The sequence below is a fragment of the Alteromonas sp. genome (genome assembly GCF_984505615.1).
The window spans coordinates 1-14,893 of the sequence record NZ_CFHOXV010000012.1 but is presented as its reverse complement, the minus strand read 5'-3'; the positions used below and the strand labels follow the sequence as shown (position 1 = coordinate 14,893).

At 48.6% G+C, this 14,893-nt stretch carries 13 protein-coding genes; 6 read left to right on the top strand and 7 right to left on the bottom strand.

The window, feature by feature from the left end:
- Positions 1-7: 7 nt before the first annotated feature.
- Positions 8-727, bottom strand: coding sequence for an SDR family NAD(P)-dependent oxidoreductase (locus AC4PME_RS09185; RefSeq protein WP_119501913.1), 720 nt, complete (start codon positions 725-727; stop codon positions 8-10).
- Entirely contained in the window at positions 724-1,152 is a 429-nt protein-coding gene (locus tag AC4PME_RS09180) for a nuclear transport factor 2 family protein (RefSeq protein WP_119501912.1), read from the bottom strand. The genes AC4PME_RS09185 and AC4PME_RS09180 overlap by 4 nt, the downstream gene beginning before the upstream one ends.
- A gap of 180 nt (positions 1,153-1,332) precedes the next feature.
- Here AC4PME_RS09180 and AC4PME_RS09175 point away from each other — a divergent pair, with 180 nt between their 5' ends.
- From AC4PME_RS09175 to AC4PME_RS09165, 3 genes are all read left to right on the top strand, one after another.
- Entirely contained in the window at positions 1,333-1,908 is a 576-nt protein-coding gene (locus AC4PME_RS09175; RefSeq protein ID WP_119503427.1) for an LON peptidase substrate-binding domain-containing protein, read from the top strand.
- A 112-nt stretch (positions 1,909-2,020) separates the two neighbouring features.
- Positions 2,021-2,632 carry a sigma-70 family RNA polymerase sigma factor gene (locus tag AC4PME_RS09170; protein WP_119501911.1) on the top strand — a complete coding sequence of 204 codons (612 nt, stop codon included), beginning with the start codon at positions 2,021-2,023 and terminating at the stop codon, positions 2,630-2,632.
- Entirely contained in the window at positions 2,625-3,335 is a 711-nt protein-coding gene (locus tag AC4PME_RS09165) for a ChrR family anti-sigma-E factor (protein ID WP_490708762.1), read from the top strand. The genes AC4PME_RS09170 and AC4PME_RS09165 overlap by 8 nt, the downstream gene beginning before the upstream one ends.
- Positions 3,336-3,419: 84 nt before the next feature.
- Here the strand turns inward: AC4PME_RS09165 and AC4PME_RS09160 are convergent, their stop codons facing one another.
- The gene (locus AC4PME_RS09160; RefSeq protein ID WP_119501909.1) at positions 3,420-4,187 is read right to left on the bottom strand and encodes an outer membrane protein assembly factor BamD; all 768 of its coding nucleotides are present in this window, start codon (positions 4,185-4,187) and stop codon (positions 3,420-3,422) included.
- Positions 4,188-4,356: 169 nt separating this feature from the next.
- On the opposite strand from AC4PME_RS09160, the gene rluD reads away from it, so the two are divergent.
- Positions 4,357-5,340, top strand: coding sequence for a 23S rRNA pseudouridine(1911/1915/1917) synthase RluD (rluD, locus tag AC4PME_RS09155; protein WP_491226056.1), 984 nt, complete (start codon positions 4,357-4,359; stop codon positions 5,338-5,340).
- Positions 5,341-6,096 carry a peptidoglycan editing factor PgeF gene (gene pgeF, locus AC4PME_RS09150; RefSeq protein ID WP_491226055.1) on the top strand — a complete coding sequence of 252 codons (756 nt, stop codon included), beginning with the start codon at positions 5,341-5,343 and terminating at the stop codon, positions 6,094-6,096. It begins immediately after the preceding gene.
- Here pgeF and AC4PME_RS09145 read toward each other — a convergent pair.
- From AC4PME_RS09145 to AC4PME_RS09135, 3 genes are all read right to left on the bottom strand, one after another.
- Positions 6,093-7,871, bottom strand: a complete 1,779-nt coding sequence (locus AC4PME_RS09145) for a sigma-54-dependent Fis family transcriptional regulator (protein WP_491226054.1) — start codon at positions 7,869-7,871, stop codon at positions 6,093-6,095. The two genes, pgeF and AC4PME_RS09145, sit on opposite strands and share 4 nt — an antisense overlap.
- A 137-nt stretch (positions 7,872-8,008) precedes the next feature.
- Positions 8,009-9,130, bottom strand: a complete 1,122-nt coding sequence (locus tag AC4PME_RS09140; RefSeq protein ID WP_491226053.1) for an NAD(P)-dependent alcohol dehydrogenase — start codon at positions 9,128-9,130, stop codon at positions 8,009-8,011.
- A gap of 11 nt (positions 9,131-9,141) precedes the next feature.
- On the bottom strand, positions 9,142-10,605 hold the full coding sequence (locus tag AC4PME_RS09135) for a benzaldehyde dehydrogenase (protein ID WP_491226052.1): 1,464 nt from the start codon (positions 10,603-10,605) through the stop codon (positions 9,142-9,144).
- Between the two features lie 378 nt (positions 10,606-10,983).
- Here AC4PME_RS09135 and clpB point away from each other — a divergent pair, with 378 nt between their 5' ends.
- Complete coding sequence (gene clpB / locus AC4PME_RS09130) at positions 10,984-13,554, top strand: ATP-dependent chaperone ClpB (protein ID WP_119501907.1); 2,571 nt, start codon at positions 10,984-10,986, stop codon at positions 13,552-13,554.
- A gap of 97 nt (positions 13,555-13,651) precedes the next feature.
- Here clpB and xdp1 read toward each other — a convergent pair whose 3' ends face one another.
- Positions 13,652-14,590 (bottom strand): exosortase-dependent surface protein XDP1, encoded by a 939-nt coding sequence (xdp1, locus tag AC4PME_RS09125; protein ID WP_491046916.1) that lies wholly within the window; start codon positions 14,588-14,590, stop codon positions 13,652-13,654.
- Between the last annotated feature and the right edge of the window lie 303 nt (positions 14,591-14,893).

Below are 14,893 nucleotides of genomic sequence, written 5' to 3'. Positions count from 1 at the left end.
TCGTACCTTACTGCTGTTGTCTCATTTTCAGAGACAGCCACCTCTGTATGCCTGCAGGCAGGTTATGCAGCGTGCGCATAATCCAGCCAAACCCTGTAGGGAAGAACAGACTCTTCTTTTGTTTTTCAATGCCGTCCAGCATCGCTTTTGCCGCTTCTTCTGCCGTTATTTTCATAGGCATATCGAAGTCATTTTTATCTGTCAGCGGGGTTTCCACAAAGCCCGGAGACACCGACTGAACTATGATGCCTTTTTCTGCCAGATCCACATCCAGACTCTTAGTAAAATAATGCACAGCCGCTTTGCTTGCTCCGTAAGCTTCTGTGCGGGTAAACGGAATGAGCCTGGCCATACTGTCTACGATTACCAGCTGATCGCCTTTTTTAAGTTTAGGCAATAATGCGTCGACACTGTGAATAATCCCGAAAAAGTTGATCTCAAACACCCGTCTGAACATGTCAGGTTCGAATTTATCTACGTCTACATATTCACAATTGCCGGCATTGAGTACTGCGATATCAAATTGCAGCGGCGCGATGGCGGTGCGTGTAGCTTCCGGGTCTGTTAAATCAAATTTTGCGGTGGTGATATTGGATTCAGATGCCAGCTCCGCCAGCGCTTCCTCATTTCTGCCACAAGCAATAACATGATATCCCTGACGGGCGGCATGCAGCGTGAAAGCTTTTCCTATGCCTGACGTAGCCCCGGTAACCAACATTGTTTTCATGAAGCTAACCTTGCCTTTATTTTTTTGATAATCCAGCGGAGAAGCGGAATGTGTTCATAAACCATTTCTCCCATGTCGTAATAATCACGGTGGTAGAAAATTTTGTCATCACGAACCGTTACAATACTGACACCATCCAGCGTGATAGTTTTCGCAGGTTGCGCCAGCACTAAATGCATTGTCCAGATAACAGTATATGCGCTGGTGTTATCTTTCTGAGACAGCAGGGTTTCGTGAATATCGAACCGGCATGATTGGGTTTCATTCAGCAACTTACTGAAATACGCAATCACATTATCCAGCCCGTGATGAGTGGTGATAGGGTCTATGAACTCGATGTCAGCTGTATAAATGCTATCAAGGTCGTCAGGGTTGACCTTATGTAATTCAGAATAAAATTCACAAAACCGTTCAATGATGCTCATGATGCAATATTTACTGACTGAGTAATGAGGTATGTAAAATCGTCCTGAATGTATACCAATTTTACTTAGTCGCGGATCAGAATCAGGCCGGCAGACGAATTATTAAAGCGTGTAAATACTCCGATCCAAATTTATTTTTCGCCGTAGTTAAGCTCAGTGAATAATGAAAATACTGTATTTATGGCGGCTCAAAATCTCCCTTTATTTCCCTTGTCAGCACACCTTCTTCCCGGTGGCCGGATGGCACTCAGAATCTTTGAACCACGCTACGTGCGCATGGTTAAAGAGGTATGTGCCGGTAATGGTCAACTGGTGGTTTGTATGCTCAACACACAGGGTGAAAAGGAAGCCAACACACACTTCTATCCTGTGGGCACTGCAGCGACTGTTATCGACTTCGATATGCTCGATGACGGGTTGCTTGGCATAAAGGTTGCTGGTGTTAACTGTGTAGAGATAAGTAATGTGAAGACTGAGCCCGACGGGCTGCGTACAGGACACTGTCAGCCACTACCAGACTGGCACTGTGATATTACTTCTCAACAAATTTCACCTATAGACGAACGTTTGCAGGAGATTTTTGAGCGCTACGCTGAGGTAGGCCAGTTATATGATGTTCCGGAGTTTCGGAATCCCATTTGGGTAATGTACCGCTGGCTCGAATTATTGCCCGTAGACGCTAAACAGAAACAGTATTTTCTTGCTCAACGCGATTGCCATAAGTTACTGGATTACTTAAAGGCACTTGTGCAGTAAATCACCGTGTAAACTTTACATGGTTGGGGCATGAAACCATTACAATTCTGTAATCTGCTTGAAACACTCGTCTGTAGCAACTATTAACTTGATAGGATATGGACAAATACTTATGTTAGTTGGAATCCCAGTGGAACAAAGTAACAGTGTAATTAAGCCGAAAGATTGTGCGGCAGAAATGTCAGACTATATTGTTAAAGTTGCCGAACAGCGCTGCAAAGCATCGTTTGCAAGGGTGTTTGGATATTTTGCTCCGCGTTTACGTTCTTATGCGTTAAAGCAGATGGGTAATGAAGCTTTAGCCATGGAAATGGTCCAGGATACCATGTCCAACGTATGGCAAAAGGCACATCTGTTTAATGCAGAGAAGGGAAGTCCTTCAACCTGGATTTTTACGATTGCCCGTAACATCCGTTTTGATATGTTACGGAAATTACAGAACAGAAAAGAAGATGTGTGTTCTGACGACTTGTGGCCGGTTCTTTGTGAGCAGACACCAGACGTGAACGAACAGTCGTTGGACGAACAGATCACCCTTGAACAAATCGGGTATATGTTTGAAGAGTTACCGAAAAAACAAAAATCTGTTATTGAAGCCATCTACATTGATGGTAAATCTCAACAGGAAGTTGCAGATGAACTGCATATTCCGTTGGGTACTGTTAAATCCCGTACCCGACTTGCACTGCAACGCCTGAAAGGCATGCTACAGGATCATGATTAATCACCATCCGGAACAAAACCAGCTTTCACAATTTGTTCAAGGTAGTTTATCCCCCGCCGAGTCATTCATTGTCTCGGCGCATTGCGATCTGTGTCCCAGATGCAGAAAAATAGCGTCAGAAGAAACTTCACGGTTTGCTGCAGAGGTATTTGATTTTTCCTCACTGTCTCAAGACGAGCAACTGGAAAGTTACAGCGCCATGCTCGCTGACATTACCCAACTCCCTGCTACGGCAAAGCCGGCAACAAAGGCCGCCTCTGTAAGCTCTATCACTGCTAAACGGGGACGTGGAGAGAAAACCATTGAACTGGATGGTCAGACTTTCGAACTTCCGCCGACGTTACAGCGTGTTATCCACAAAACGGGTTCGTGGTCAGGGCTTGTTGGTAAACTTTGGCAGGCCCCGGTCGATCTCGGATATGCCGGTGTCGCCAACTTTATTTACATGGGGCGGGGAGGCAGTGTACCGGAGCATACACACCGGGGTGTAGAGTATACGCTGGTACTGGACGGTGAATTTCATGACGGCAAGCACCATTACCGCACCGGAGACTTTGTGGTGATGGATGGCAAAGATACCCATGCGCCTTATTCGGATCACATCAGTGGATGTCTGGTATTTACCTTACTGGATGAACCGCTGCATTTCACATCAGGTATCGCCAGACTGTTGAATCCGTTCAGTCATCTTTTCTTCAGATAAGCCTCTCTCAGCTTAGCTGAGCGGCTCTGTGAGCATGCTCAAGACACAAAAAAAGCGCCGTAGCGCTTTTTTGTTGATATCTGATTAACTGATGAAATCACTGTCCGGAAAATTCAGACGCAGTGTTTTCATAGCATTTTCTTTCAGCTCAGTCAGACCTAACTGGTCATAGCTTGATACCATGATTTCCAGCGCTTCCTGCACCTGGTCTGTATTCGAGTAGTTTTCCAGTACGTAGCGTCCGCGATTTGCCGCTGCGACAAAAGCTTCCCGGCGCATATAAAAACGGGCGATGGCAATTTCATACTTCGCCAGCCTTTCTTTGATAAACACCATCCGCTTTTTAGCATCAGCAGCATATTTACTGTCAGGGTATTGCTGGATCAGACGTCTGAAATCTGTGAAAGCTTCACGCGATTTACTGGGATCACGGTCTGAGCGGTCAATCTGCATCAGTTGCTGAAACATGTTTGCATCGGCTTCCATGTTGGTCAGTCCGCGCATGTAGAACGCATAATCCACGTCTGAGTGGTTCGGGTTTAAGCGGATGAAGCGGTCGATGGTCGCTAGTGTTTCGTCAATTTTACCTGATTTATAGTAGCTGTAGATCAGGTCAAGTTGTACCTGATTGGACAACGGACCAAACGGATAGCGTGAATCCAGCTCACTGAGTGCGGTAGACGCAGCACCGAAATTACCGTTCTGCATATTACGTTTGGCATTATCATACATTTGCTGGGAACCCATGTTCGCCAGCGCCGCGCGTTGTTCTGAATCGTCAGACGAGCTGCAGCCCGTTACGCTAATCATGACACCAACAACAAGGGGCATCACTAATCGAATTGATTTCATATCTGTTGTCTATTCCTGCTTAACCGACTGATACGTTTAACTGCATTTGCATTATAGCGGCATTCTAGCGCACTCAAACACGCAAACTCCACATAAAAACCGGAAACTTTCCGTTTAACTAACGTAAAGATTGGTATAATGCGCTTTTTTGTAACAGCGAAAGAGTTATATGACCCAGCCTGTAAACACCGTCAAGCTTGAGGCAAACACCGGGCCACACCATTTTGGTCAGAGGTTAGATCAGGTTTTGGCTGATTTGTTCCCTGAATATTCCCGTTCAAAGTTAAAAAATTGGATTCTGGAAGGGAATGTCACTGTGGATGGCGATGTTTTGACCACTCCCCGGCAAAAAATGCTGGGTGATGAATATGTACAGGTCACGGCTGAAATGGAAGTGCAGACCGCCAGCCTGCCACAGAAAATCGACCTGAACATTGTCTACGAAGATGATTCGATTTTAATTCTGAATAAGCCTGCTGATCTGGTGGTACACCCGGGTGCAGGTAATCAGGACGGCACTTTGCTGAATGCGTTGCTGGCCCATGTACCGGGTATTGAAGTGGTGCCACGGGCTGGCATTGTGCATCGTCTGGATAAAGATACTACGGGTTTGATGGTGGTGGCGAAAACCGTTCCGGCGCAAACCCATCTGGTCAATCAACTTCAGGACCGGGTGATGAGCAGGGAGTATGAAGCACTGGCATACGGCACTATGGTCGCCGGTGGTATCGTCGATGCGCCTATCGGCCGTCATGCAACTAAGCGTACACTCATGGCCGTTCGTGAAACCGGTAAGCCGGCAGTTACTCACTATCGGGTTATCGAAAAGTTCCGTGCACATACGCACCTGCGCCTGAAACTGGAAACTGGCCGTACACACCAGATCCGCGTGCACATGGCACACCTCAAGCACCCGCTGGTGGGTGATACTGCCTATGGCGGCAGAACCCGTTTGCCAAAAGGCGCTACAGAGGCGTGTGTTGAAGCGTTACGTGCTTTCCCCCGCCAGGCCTTGCATGCTGCGCAATTGTCTCTGTTCCACCCTGAAACCGATGAATGGATGACCTGGCAGGCGCCGCTACCTGATGACATGGTGCAACTGATCGCCACTGTGCGTGAAGACACCAAAATTAAAGGCATGGACGACTATTAATTGTTATCGCTGATTGTTCCAGACTGGCCAGCGCCATCAAATATCTTTGCTTATACCTCGACCCGCCAGGGTGGGGGAAGCACCGGTATTTACGCTGGATGCAACGTGGGCTTGCATGTTGGTGATAATGCCAGCCATGTGCTTGCTAATCGTGCGGGTTTGCCGAAATCTGACAGGCTGGTATGGCTCAATCAAGTACATGGCAACACGGTTGTAGAATTGAATGCCACATCACTCGCACCAGAAACCAGTGCCATTGATGCGGATGCGTCACTCAGTCGAACGCCAGATGTTGCCTGCGCAATCATGACCGCTGATTGTGTTCCCGTATTGCTTACTAACAAAGCGGGAACAGAAGTCGCAGCGGTTCATGCTGGCTGGCAAGGTCTGGAAAGTCAGATAATTGCTGAAACCGTTAAACGCATGCATGCCTGTAGTCAGGATTTACTCGCCTGGATTGGTCCTGCTATCAGTCAGGCGTGTTATGAAGTGCCCGATTCCCTTGCGGGTCGATTTGCCCAACACGACGGTGTAATTAAACCTGCGGGCGTCGACGGAAAGTCATTACTTGATTTGGCTGGCATAGCCGCGAAACAATTAGCGGCTTGTGGCGTAAAGCATGTAGTGAACTCAGGTTTATGCACTTATCGCGACGAAACACGGTTTTTTTCTCACCGTCGTGCAACCCATCAACACCATCAAACCACTGGCAGAATGGTCTCTGTTATTGGTATGAAAGCCGTAGAGCCGGGTTAATTTCCCCGCTTTTTATAAAGGGTTGTGCGGGATATTCCAAGTTCACGCGCTGCCGCAGTGAGATTTCCATGGTGCCGCTGCACCGCCGCCTCAATAGCATTTTTCTCAATATCAGCCAACGTTAGCAGCTCAACTTCCTGAGGCTGGGCGTCGAATTCGACAAAATGCTCAGGTTTTAGCGCTTTCTCTCCATCAGCGATTACCGTGGCTAAATGAATGGTTTGTCTCAATTGCCTGATGTTGCCCGGCCAGGGCTGATTGATCAGCCACTGCATGGCATCTTCAGTAATTTCAGCGTGGTTGAACGATGCCACGATGGTGGTGATCAATCGGCGTAAATCCTGACGAAGATGCAGTGGCGGCAACTTTACCTGCATACCTTTCAGGCGATAATATAGGTCTTCGCGGAACATCTGCTTTGCCACCATGGCAGGTAAATCTCTGTGGGTAGCGCAAATAATGCGTATTGATAGCGGGCGACTCATTGAGCTGCCGATGCGGGTGATTTGTCGCTCTTGTAAAAACCGGAGTAAGCGGGTTTGTAGTCGAAGAGGCATGTCACCGATTTCATCAAGTAGTAGAGTGCCACCATCCGCGTCTTCCAATTTTCCTCTCGCCCCACCTTTTTTAGCGCCGGTAAAACTGCCTTCTTCGTAACCGAATAATTCCGATTCAATTAAGTTTTCGGGCATTGCTGAACAGTTAATTGCAATAAAGGGCGAGTCAGCATCAATAGTGTCGTGTAGTGCTTTGGCGAAGACTTCTTTACCTGTACCGGTCTCGCCGGTAATCATAATGGGAATATCGGCTTTGCACGCTTTTACCGCAATCCCGAACTGCTTTTCGATGGCCGGTTCGGTACTTACACTTACCGGCACATAGCTTTGTTGCTGACCATTGCTAAATGTGGTGACACCAGCGGCAAGATTGCGCACATAGATGTAGGTGCCATCGGGTAAAGCGCGCTTTTCGGTTCTGGCCCCAAGGTTTTTCAGGCTGCTCTGATTAAACGGTAATGACCGGGAAGAAATGCGTAGTTGTAGCAATTGTCTTGCAGAGTGACTGGCCGCCACAAAATCGCCGTCTGCTGACAAAGCAACTAAACCTTGAAAAGGTGTGTTCAACAACGTGGGAGATGATTGAATACTGAAAATATCACAGCCAGCATAGTGGTCGGTAAATAACTGGTTTTCTATTGCCATTGCCGATAAGCGCAGCTGTTCGAATACAACCTGGGTATTACGCTCGCCGATCCCCGTCATATCGAGGGCACCGGCAAGTTGATTGTCAGGGCCAAAAACCGGCACTGATACACAGAAAAAACGGTCAAATTCTTTTAGATAATGCTGTGGGCCGGTGAAGACAAAAGCCCTCTTTTCCCGCAAAGTGCATGCTGGCGCCGTGGTACCGATATCCGCTTCCTGTACACGTACACCTGTCTTGAGCATGCTCAGCGGCGGGGTTTCGGCATTGGTTTTGCTCCGCACTATCACCGCGTCACTATTTACACAGAAAAGACACCAATCTTCACCACCGAACACGTCCCATAAACGGTCGATTTCCGGTTGGGCGGTGGCTGCTAAGTGTTCATCGGTTTCTGACAGTGGGTAGTTGTCATTTACGCGGTTTGCTAACCGGCTTTCCCAGGGGTGTAAACCCGCATCCCGGGAACGCTGCCATGAACGGGCTACCGCATCCGGTAACAGATTCTCTGGAAGAGGGTGCCCCAATAATAACTGGCGCCTTGCATCATCCAGCAAATCAGGATTTATCATAAGTTCTTGATCATGATTATTGAACACGGCAACACCTTCACCAGTTTATCTGGTGTCGATGTTATCACAATGTAAAATTGACGGTTGGCCATTGATGGCAGGAAGGAGTGATTTCACCCCTTCCAGTGGCGGCAAGGTTACAGTTCGCCGATTTTGATGATCGGCTTCAAGGTTATGCCTTTTTCGCTATCTTCAGCAGCCTGATTGATATCGCCAAATTCGTAGAATTTAACTAATTTATCGAAGGGAAAGCGGCCTTGATTAAACAATTCTACAAGTTGTGGAATGAAGGTTTTTGGGGTGGAATCACCTTCAACGATACCGCGAATCGATTTACCGCCGAGCAGTACATCATTTACGTCAAAGGTAGCATCGGTTCCTAGTGCTGGCGCACCGACTACACCAATGGTGCCCATCAGCCCCAGGGCATCAATCCCTTGTCTTAACACCGCAGGGCGGCCGGTTGACTCAAGGGCAAAGTCGGCGCCACCACCGGTAATTTCTTTTACCCGTTCAATCACGTCTTCGTCTTTACTGTTAATAACATGGGTTGCACCGAGTTCCTTTGCCAGTTCAAGACGGGATTCAACCACGTCGGTTGCAATAATCGTGGTGGCGCCGGCAACCCGTGCCGCCATTACTGATGACAAGCCTACCGCACCTGAACCATAAGACACAAAACTGCTACCCGGCGTGACTTTCAGTGAATTAATTACCGCACCAGCACCGGTTTGAATACCGCAACCGAGCGGACCTAGCAGCTCCAATTTGGCGTCTTTACTTACCTTGATGGCGTTACTTTCCAAACTCAGTGCATAGGTGGCAAAGGACGACTGAGCAAAGAAATGATCGTGCAGTGGCTTACCATTGGCATCTTGAATAGCGGTTTCGCCATCGGTTCCTATGCCACTGAAGTTGCGGGGATAGAATTCCTGGCAATAGGTGGCGTGACCGTGGTTACAGGGTTTACAGTGTGTGCAGTAACCGAATGTGAGTACCACGTGGTCGCCCACCTGAAGATCTTTTACCAGCGGGCCCACCGCCGTAATCACCCCGGAACCCTCATGACCTAATACCGCAGGAAGAGGGACGGGATAGTATTGATCACGCACAATCATATCCGTGTGGCACATACCGGTTGCCACTATTTTAACCAATACTTCATCGTCTTTCGGTGCACGGATTTGCGCCTCTTCTAATTCAAAAGGGGCGCCTTTGGCGCGAGTCACTGCCGCGCGAATTTGCGTAATTTCAGACATTATCTTGTTCCTTATAATGGATATCGAGGGGCTTCAGATTGGATAGTCAGCCATTGCCATTGGGTGAATTCTTCCCAATTAGCAGCGCCGCCCACACTGGTGCCGTTGCCGGATGCGCCGGTTCCACCAAATGGATTAACTACCTCATCATTGACAGTCTGATCATTAATATGAAGCAGACCCGTGTTGAGTTGCTGACTTAAGTTGAGCGCCCGCCCGACATTACTGGCGATGATGCCCGCTGATAAGCCATACTCGGTTTGATTCGCCAGTTGCGCTGCTTCCTCGTCGGTATCGAAAGGGATAACAACGGCTACCGGACCAAAAATTTCTTCATTAAATGCCGGACTTTCCGGCGTCACACCGCTGAGCACTGTCGGTTGGAAAAACAAACCGGAATAATCGCCGCCAGCCTCTATTTTGGCGCCACCTTCTACTGCCGCTTTGAGAATTCGGCTAATGTTATCGCGCTGTTGCTCATTAATGATTGGGCCAAGTGCGACCTGCCCGGTGGCAGGATCTCCCACTGGCAGTTGCCCGGCTTTTTCTGCCAGTTTACTGACAAACGCCTGATAAATTTTACGCTGCACAAGAATGCGGCCGGTAGACATACAAATTTGCCCCTGGTGTAGCCAGGCACCCCAGGTCGCGTTCGAGATAGCAAGATCTATGTCGGCATCGTCCAGAATAATCAGTGAGTTCTTTCCACCCAGTTCAAGGGACACTTTTTTGAGGTGGCGGCTGGCAGCTTCGCCTACTTTTTTACCTGCGCTGGTCGAGCCGGTAAACTGAATCATCGCCACATCCGGGTGCCCGGTTAATGCGGCACCGGCCGCGCCATCACCCGGTAACATATGCAGTATACCTTCAGGTAATCCGGCTAATTCGAACACCCGGGCGATAGTAACGCCGCCGCACACGGCGGTTCGGGGATCAGGTTTAAGCACAACCGCATTGCCCACTGCAAGCGCCGGAGCAACCGCCCGAATGGCAAGATACAATGGAAAGTTAAATGGCGAGATAACGCCTATAACACCCAGAGGTTTACGACGGGCGATACTGATTTTGCCCGGCGCGGCAGGTAAGACTTCTCCCTGGCTTTGTGAAGGCAAGGCTGCGCTTTCGTTCAGTACTTTTATACTGAGTGAAACTTCAAATTCGGCTTTTGCTCTGATTGAACCACTTTCACGGATCAACACATCGGTGATGTCGTTAAAGTGCTCTTGCATCACCTGAGCGGCTTTGCGCAATACCGCAGCCCGCTCTTCAAAGTGGGTGGCAGACCAGGTGGGAGACGCTTTTTTCGCTGTTGTACAGCTTCGACTCACATCTTCCGGACTCGCCATGGCGATTTGTCCAAGTTCTTTTCCAGACGCAGGTTCAGTCACAATAACCGGCTTGGCTGAACCGGATACCCATTTGCCGGTAAATAGTTTTTCCTGCCAAATCGCATTGGCAATGAATGATTCTGTCATTACAACCTCTTTCGCTCAGGCTCTCAGAGCCAGTGAATGATTCATCGGTGTCGATGTACACCTTATTAACAGCATCACCTGTGCCAGATTAACAGCATCACCTGTGCCAGCCGCTGTTTTCGGGCAATAGGTATCGAAAATGTCCAGCTAATGAACAATGCGATTGTCTGGCATGTTCATAACCTGAACGCTGTACGCGAAACGTGAGAGCCGTTTGCAAATTTTTCGATTGTGGAAGGAAGAATCGAAATGACCCACTAAAAAGATTGACTGACGTCAATAAGTGGATAGGTTCGTCACTAATTTTTTGCGTAATGAACTTGAATAGCATGTGTACGATACCTATTTAAATAGCACTACTTTTGCAGGGGATTTTTCATGCGATTAGATAGATTTACCAGTAAATTTCAATTAGCGATTTCCGACGCACAGTCTCTGGCACTGGGTCGGGATCATCAGTTTATTGAGCCCGTGCACCTGATGACAGCCATGCTGAATCAACAGGGCGGCTCTGTACGTCCGTTACTCGATCAAGCCCACGTAAATGTGAATGCATTACGCTCTTCTCTGGCTGAAGCGATCGAGCGGCTTCCACGGGTTGACGGCATCGGTGGCGATGTACAGTTAAGCAAGGACAGCGGAATTTTGCTGAACCTGTGCGACAAGATTGCCCAGCAGCGCAAAGATGAATACATCACATCTGAAATTTTTGTGCTGGCAGCGCTTCAGGACAAAGGCAAATTAGGTGATTTGCTGAAAAGCCTGAATGTGACAAAGGATCAAATCGAAACGGCCATTGATAAAATGCGTGGCGGTCAGAAAGTGACAGATCCTAACGCTGAAGATGTGCGTCAGGCGCTGGAAAAATACACCACTGATCTGACCGAACGGGCAGAACAGGGCAAGCTGGACCCGGTGATAGGCCGTGATGACGAAATCCGCCGCACCGTACAGGTATTGCAACGCCGGACTAAGAATAACCCTGTGTTAATTGGTGAACCCGGTGTAGGTAAAACCGCCATTGTTGAAGGACTTGCCCAGCGTATTATTAATGGTGAAGTACCGGAAGGGCTGAAGGATAAGCGGGTACTGTCCCTCGACATGGGCGCGTTAGTGGCCGGTGCGAAGTACCGTGGTGAATTTGAAGAACGGCTGAAAGCGGTACTCAATGAACTGGCCAAAGAAGAAGGCCGTGTCATTCTGTTCATTGATGAGCTCCATACCATGGTCGGCGCCGGTAAAGGCGACGGCGCGATGGATGCCGGTAATATGCTTAAGCCAGCTCTCGCTCGCGGTGAACTGCATTGTGTGGGCGCAACCACGCTGGACGAATACCGTCAGTATATCGAGAAAGACGCCGCTCTTGAACGTCGCTTCCAGAAAGTGCTGGTGGATGAGCCGAGTGTGGAAGATACCATCGCCATTTTACGTGGTTTGAAAGAACGTTATGAGCTTCACCACTCGGTAGATATCACCGACCCGGCCATTGTCGCGGCGGCTACATTGTCACACCGTTATATCAGTGACCGTCAGTTGCCTGATAAAGCTATCGATCTTATTGATGAAGCGGCTTCCAGCATTCGTCTGCAAATTGATTCCAAGCCTGAAGATATGGACAGGCTTGAGCGCCGCATCATCCAGTTAAAACTGGAAGAGCAGGCACTGGCAAAAGAAACAGACGATGCCAGCCACAAGCGCCTGGAAATGATCGAGCTGGAGCGTGAACAGGCTGAAAACAAATTGTCCGGTCTGGATAAAATCTGGCGCGAAGAAAAGGATGCGATGCAGGGTACGCAAACCATCAAGTCTGAACTGGAGCAGGCGAAACTCGATTTGGAAATCGCCCGCCGGGCGTCAGATCTGAATCGTATGTCAGAGCTGCAGTACGGTCGTATTCCTGAGCTGGAAATGAAACTGGAAAAAGCGGCGGAGAACGAAACAAAAGAAACCTTCTTATTGAAAAATAAGGTTACCGACGCTGAAATTGCAGATGTGCTGTCCCGCTGGACAGGTATTCCCGTATCCAAAATGCTTGAGGGTGAACGGGAAAAACTACTCAGAATGGAAGATGTACTCCATAAGCGGGTAGTGGGGCAGGCGGAAGCGGTAAATGCTGTGTCCAACGCTATCAGACGCTCACGGGCTGGCCTGGCAGATCCAAACCGTCCCATTGGTTCGTTCCTGTTTTTGGGGCCTACCGGTGTAGGGAAAACCGAACTGTCGAAGGCACTGGCCGGTTTCCTGTTTGACACGGAAGATGCACTGGTACGTATCGACATGTCTGAGTTCATGGAGAAGCATTCGGTATCCCGTTTAGTAGGGGCACCTCCGGGCTACGTTGGCTATGAAGAAGGGGGTTATCTTACTGAAGCTGTGCGGCGTAAACCGTATTCCGTGATCCTGCTGGATGAAGTCGAAAAGGCCCATCCTGATGTGTTTAATATTTTGTTGCAGGTGTTAGACGATGGTCGTCTGACAGACGGGCAGGGGCGTACGGTAGACTTCAAAAATACCGTTGTGATCATGACATCGAACCTGGGTTCTGACGTGATTCAGGACACCCACGACGACAGTCAGTATGACGAAATGAAGCAACGTGTGATGGGCGTGGTCGGACAGCACTTCAGGCCAGAGTTTATTAACCGTGTGGATGATCTGGTGGTATTCCATCCGCTGGGTAAAGAGCAAATTAAATCCATTGCTAAAATACAGCTGGCATCATTACGTCAGCGTTTATCTGAAAAAGGTTACAAACTGGAGTTGTCCGGTGCGGCCATGGATAAGCTGGCTGACGCAGGTTTTGATCCGGTGTTCGGTGCCCGTCCACTGAAGCGGGCTATTCAGACACAAATCGAAAACCCGCTGGCACAGCAGCTGTTATCCGGTGTGTTGTTGCCTGAATCAACGATTCGTATTGATGTGAAGGACGATCACCTTATCGTGATGTAAGCCATTCCGTCTCTGGTTTGGAAATAAGATGTCCGGACAAAATGAAAGACCCCTCTGCCTGGCAGAGGGGTCTTTTTTATTCATTAATGAACTGAGTTCATTGAGTCACTGAAGACTTTTGTTGTTTGCGTCTCCAGAATGCCAGTGAGCCACCCATCAGGAACAGCGCCAGAGTACCGGGTTCAGGTACATCGGTTTGTGGCATTTCTTTTTTGGAAAAACCGATAGAAGCCAGTTTAAAGGCATCGTCATACAAGGTTCCGCCAATATCTCCGAACACGAGGTTATACGCTCCAATCAGCCAGTATTGGGAATAGGTTGTATCCATATCCACCATCGCCAGATTGGTGTCTTCGCAATTGAGTACGTCATACGAACCCACTGCCAGCGCCTCTCCGGCTATATCTGCCCAGGTGTTTGCACCGGATGTCAGCATAGAGGTGTCGTTCAGAGCTGCTACAGATACCTGCGTATCACCGCTGTTCCAGAGCCAGCTGAACGTTGCTCCGGTTACATTAACCTCTTCATCAAAGGAGATAAGGTAAAAATCGTAATCGGTTTCAATTATGTGATAACCGCTGGCATACCAGTCCAGATTAATATTATCTGCGGCATGCTGGGGGACACCATATTCGCCACTGCGGGTGTCACTGGTAAACGGCGTATTAGTCACATCTTTATTGATGATACCGTAACCCTCGCCATAATTAATCAGGCTGGCGGTTTCTACTATGTCATCGCTGAGGTAATGTTTGCCGTTGGACTGGCTGTAGGTGTAATCGTAATTACGGGAAGAAAAGCCCTGGCCTCCCGTATCCGAATACGCTGTTGTACTGATTGTCACGCCATCGACAACGGCGCTGGTGATACCATCGTTGGCAATCATGTAACGCAAATCTTCAGCAAAGTAGTCACTGGCTGAGCAGCCGGTGTGACTATCGCCACACTTACTGCTCCAACTGGTAGCCTGTGCAGGTACGATGAATATCCCTGACGCAACCAGTGTGGCGACACTCATAATTTTATTAAATTTCATAAATAAAACCTTACGTGGGGACAATGAATCACTGTCTTCACTTTGAGCACAATTAACCGTTTATCTTCCTGTTTTACACCCGGAGGGTTGCAGCAGAAATCTCTTACGTGACGCCGGAAGGCAACTCATAAGCTGAACGGACTACAGGCTTGTATTTTAGTTTGGGCGGGTCCTTTATGAAGTATGTGTCTTTATACAAAGGGGACAGGATGAATACAGAGCGCGGGTGTGCAGTACAGGATATAAGAACAAAAATGTATGGTCCGCCTCGTTATTGCAACAGTAAATGTCGATAACGGGGTT

Bases quoted from the DNA above. Each gene is read 5' to 3' on its own strand.
- AC4PME_RS09185 (WP_119501913.1), bottom strand. From the start codon at position 727: ATGAAAACAATGTTGGTTACCGGGGCTACGTCAGGCATAGGAAAAGCT.
- AC4PME_RS09135 (WP_491226052.1), bottom strand. From the start codon at position 10,605: ATGACAGAATCATTCATTGCCAATGCGATTTGGCAGGAAAAACTATTT.
- AC4PME_RS09140 (WP_491226053.1), bottom strand. From the start codon at position 9,130: ATGTCTGAAATTACGCAAATTCGCGCGGCAGTGACTCGCGCCAAAGGC.
- AC4PME_RS09180 (WP_119501912.1), bottom strand. From the start codon at position 1,152: ATGAGCATCATTGAACGGTTTTGTGAATTTTATTCTGAATTACATAAG.
- AC4PME_RS09170 (WP_119501911.1), top strand. From the start codon at position 2,021: ATGTTAGTTGGAATCCCAGTGGAACAAAGTAACAGTGTAATTAAGCCG.
- AC4PME_RS09160 (WP_119501909.1), bottom strand. From the start codon at position 4,187: ATGAAATCAATTCGATTAGTGATGCCCCTTGTTGTTGGTGTCATGATT.
- rluD (WP_491226056.1), top strand. From the start codon at position 4,357: ATGACCCAGCCTGTAAACACCGTCAAGCTTGAGGCAAACACCGGGCCA.
- AC4PME_RS09175 (WP_119503427.1), top strand. From the start codon at position 1,333: ATGGCGGCTCAAAATCTCCCTTTATTTCCCTTGTCAGCACACCTTCTT.
- AC4PME_RS09165 (WP_490708762.1), top strand. From the start codon at position 2,625: ATGATTAATCACCATCCGGAACAAAACCAGCTTTCACAATTTGTTCAA.
- AC4PME_RS09145 (WP_491226054.1), bottom strand. From the start codon at position 7,871: ATGATAAATCCTGATTTGCTGGATGATGCAAGGCGCCAGTTATTATTG.
- xdp1 (WP_491046916.1), bottom strand. From the start codon at position 14,590: ATGAAATTTAATAAAATTATGAGTGTCGCCACACTGGTTGCGTCAGGG.
- clpB (WP_119501907.1), top strand. From the start codon at position 10,984: ATGCGATTAGATAGATTTACCAGTAAATTTCAATTAGCGATTTCCGAC.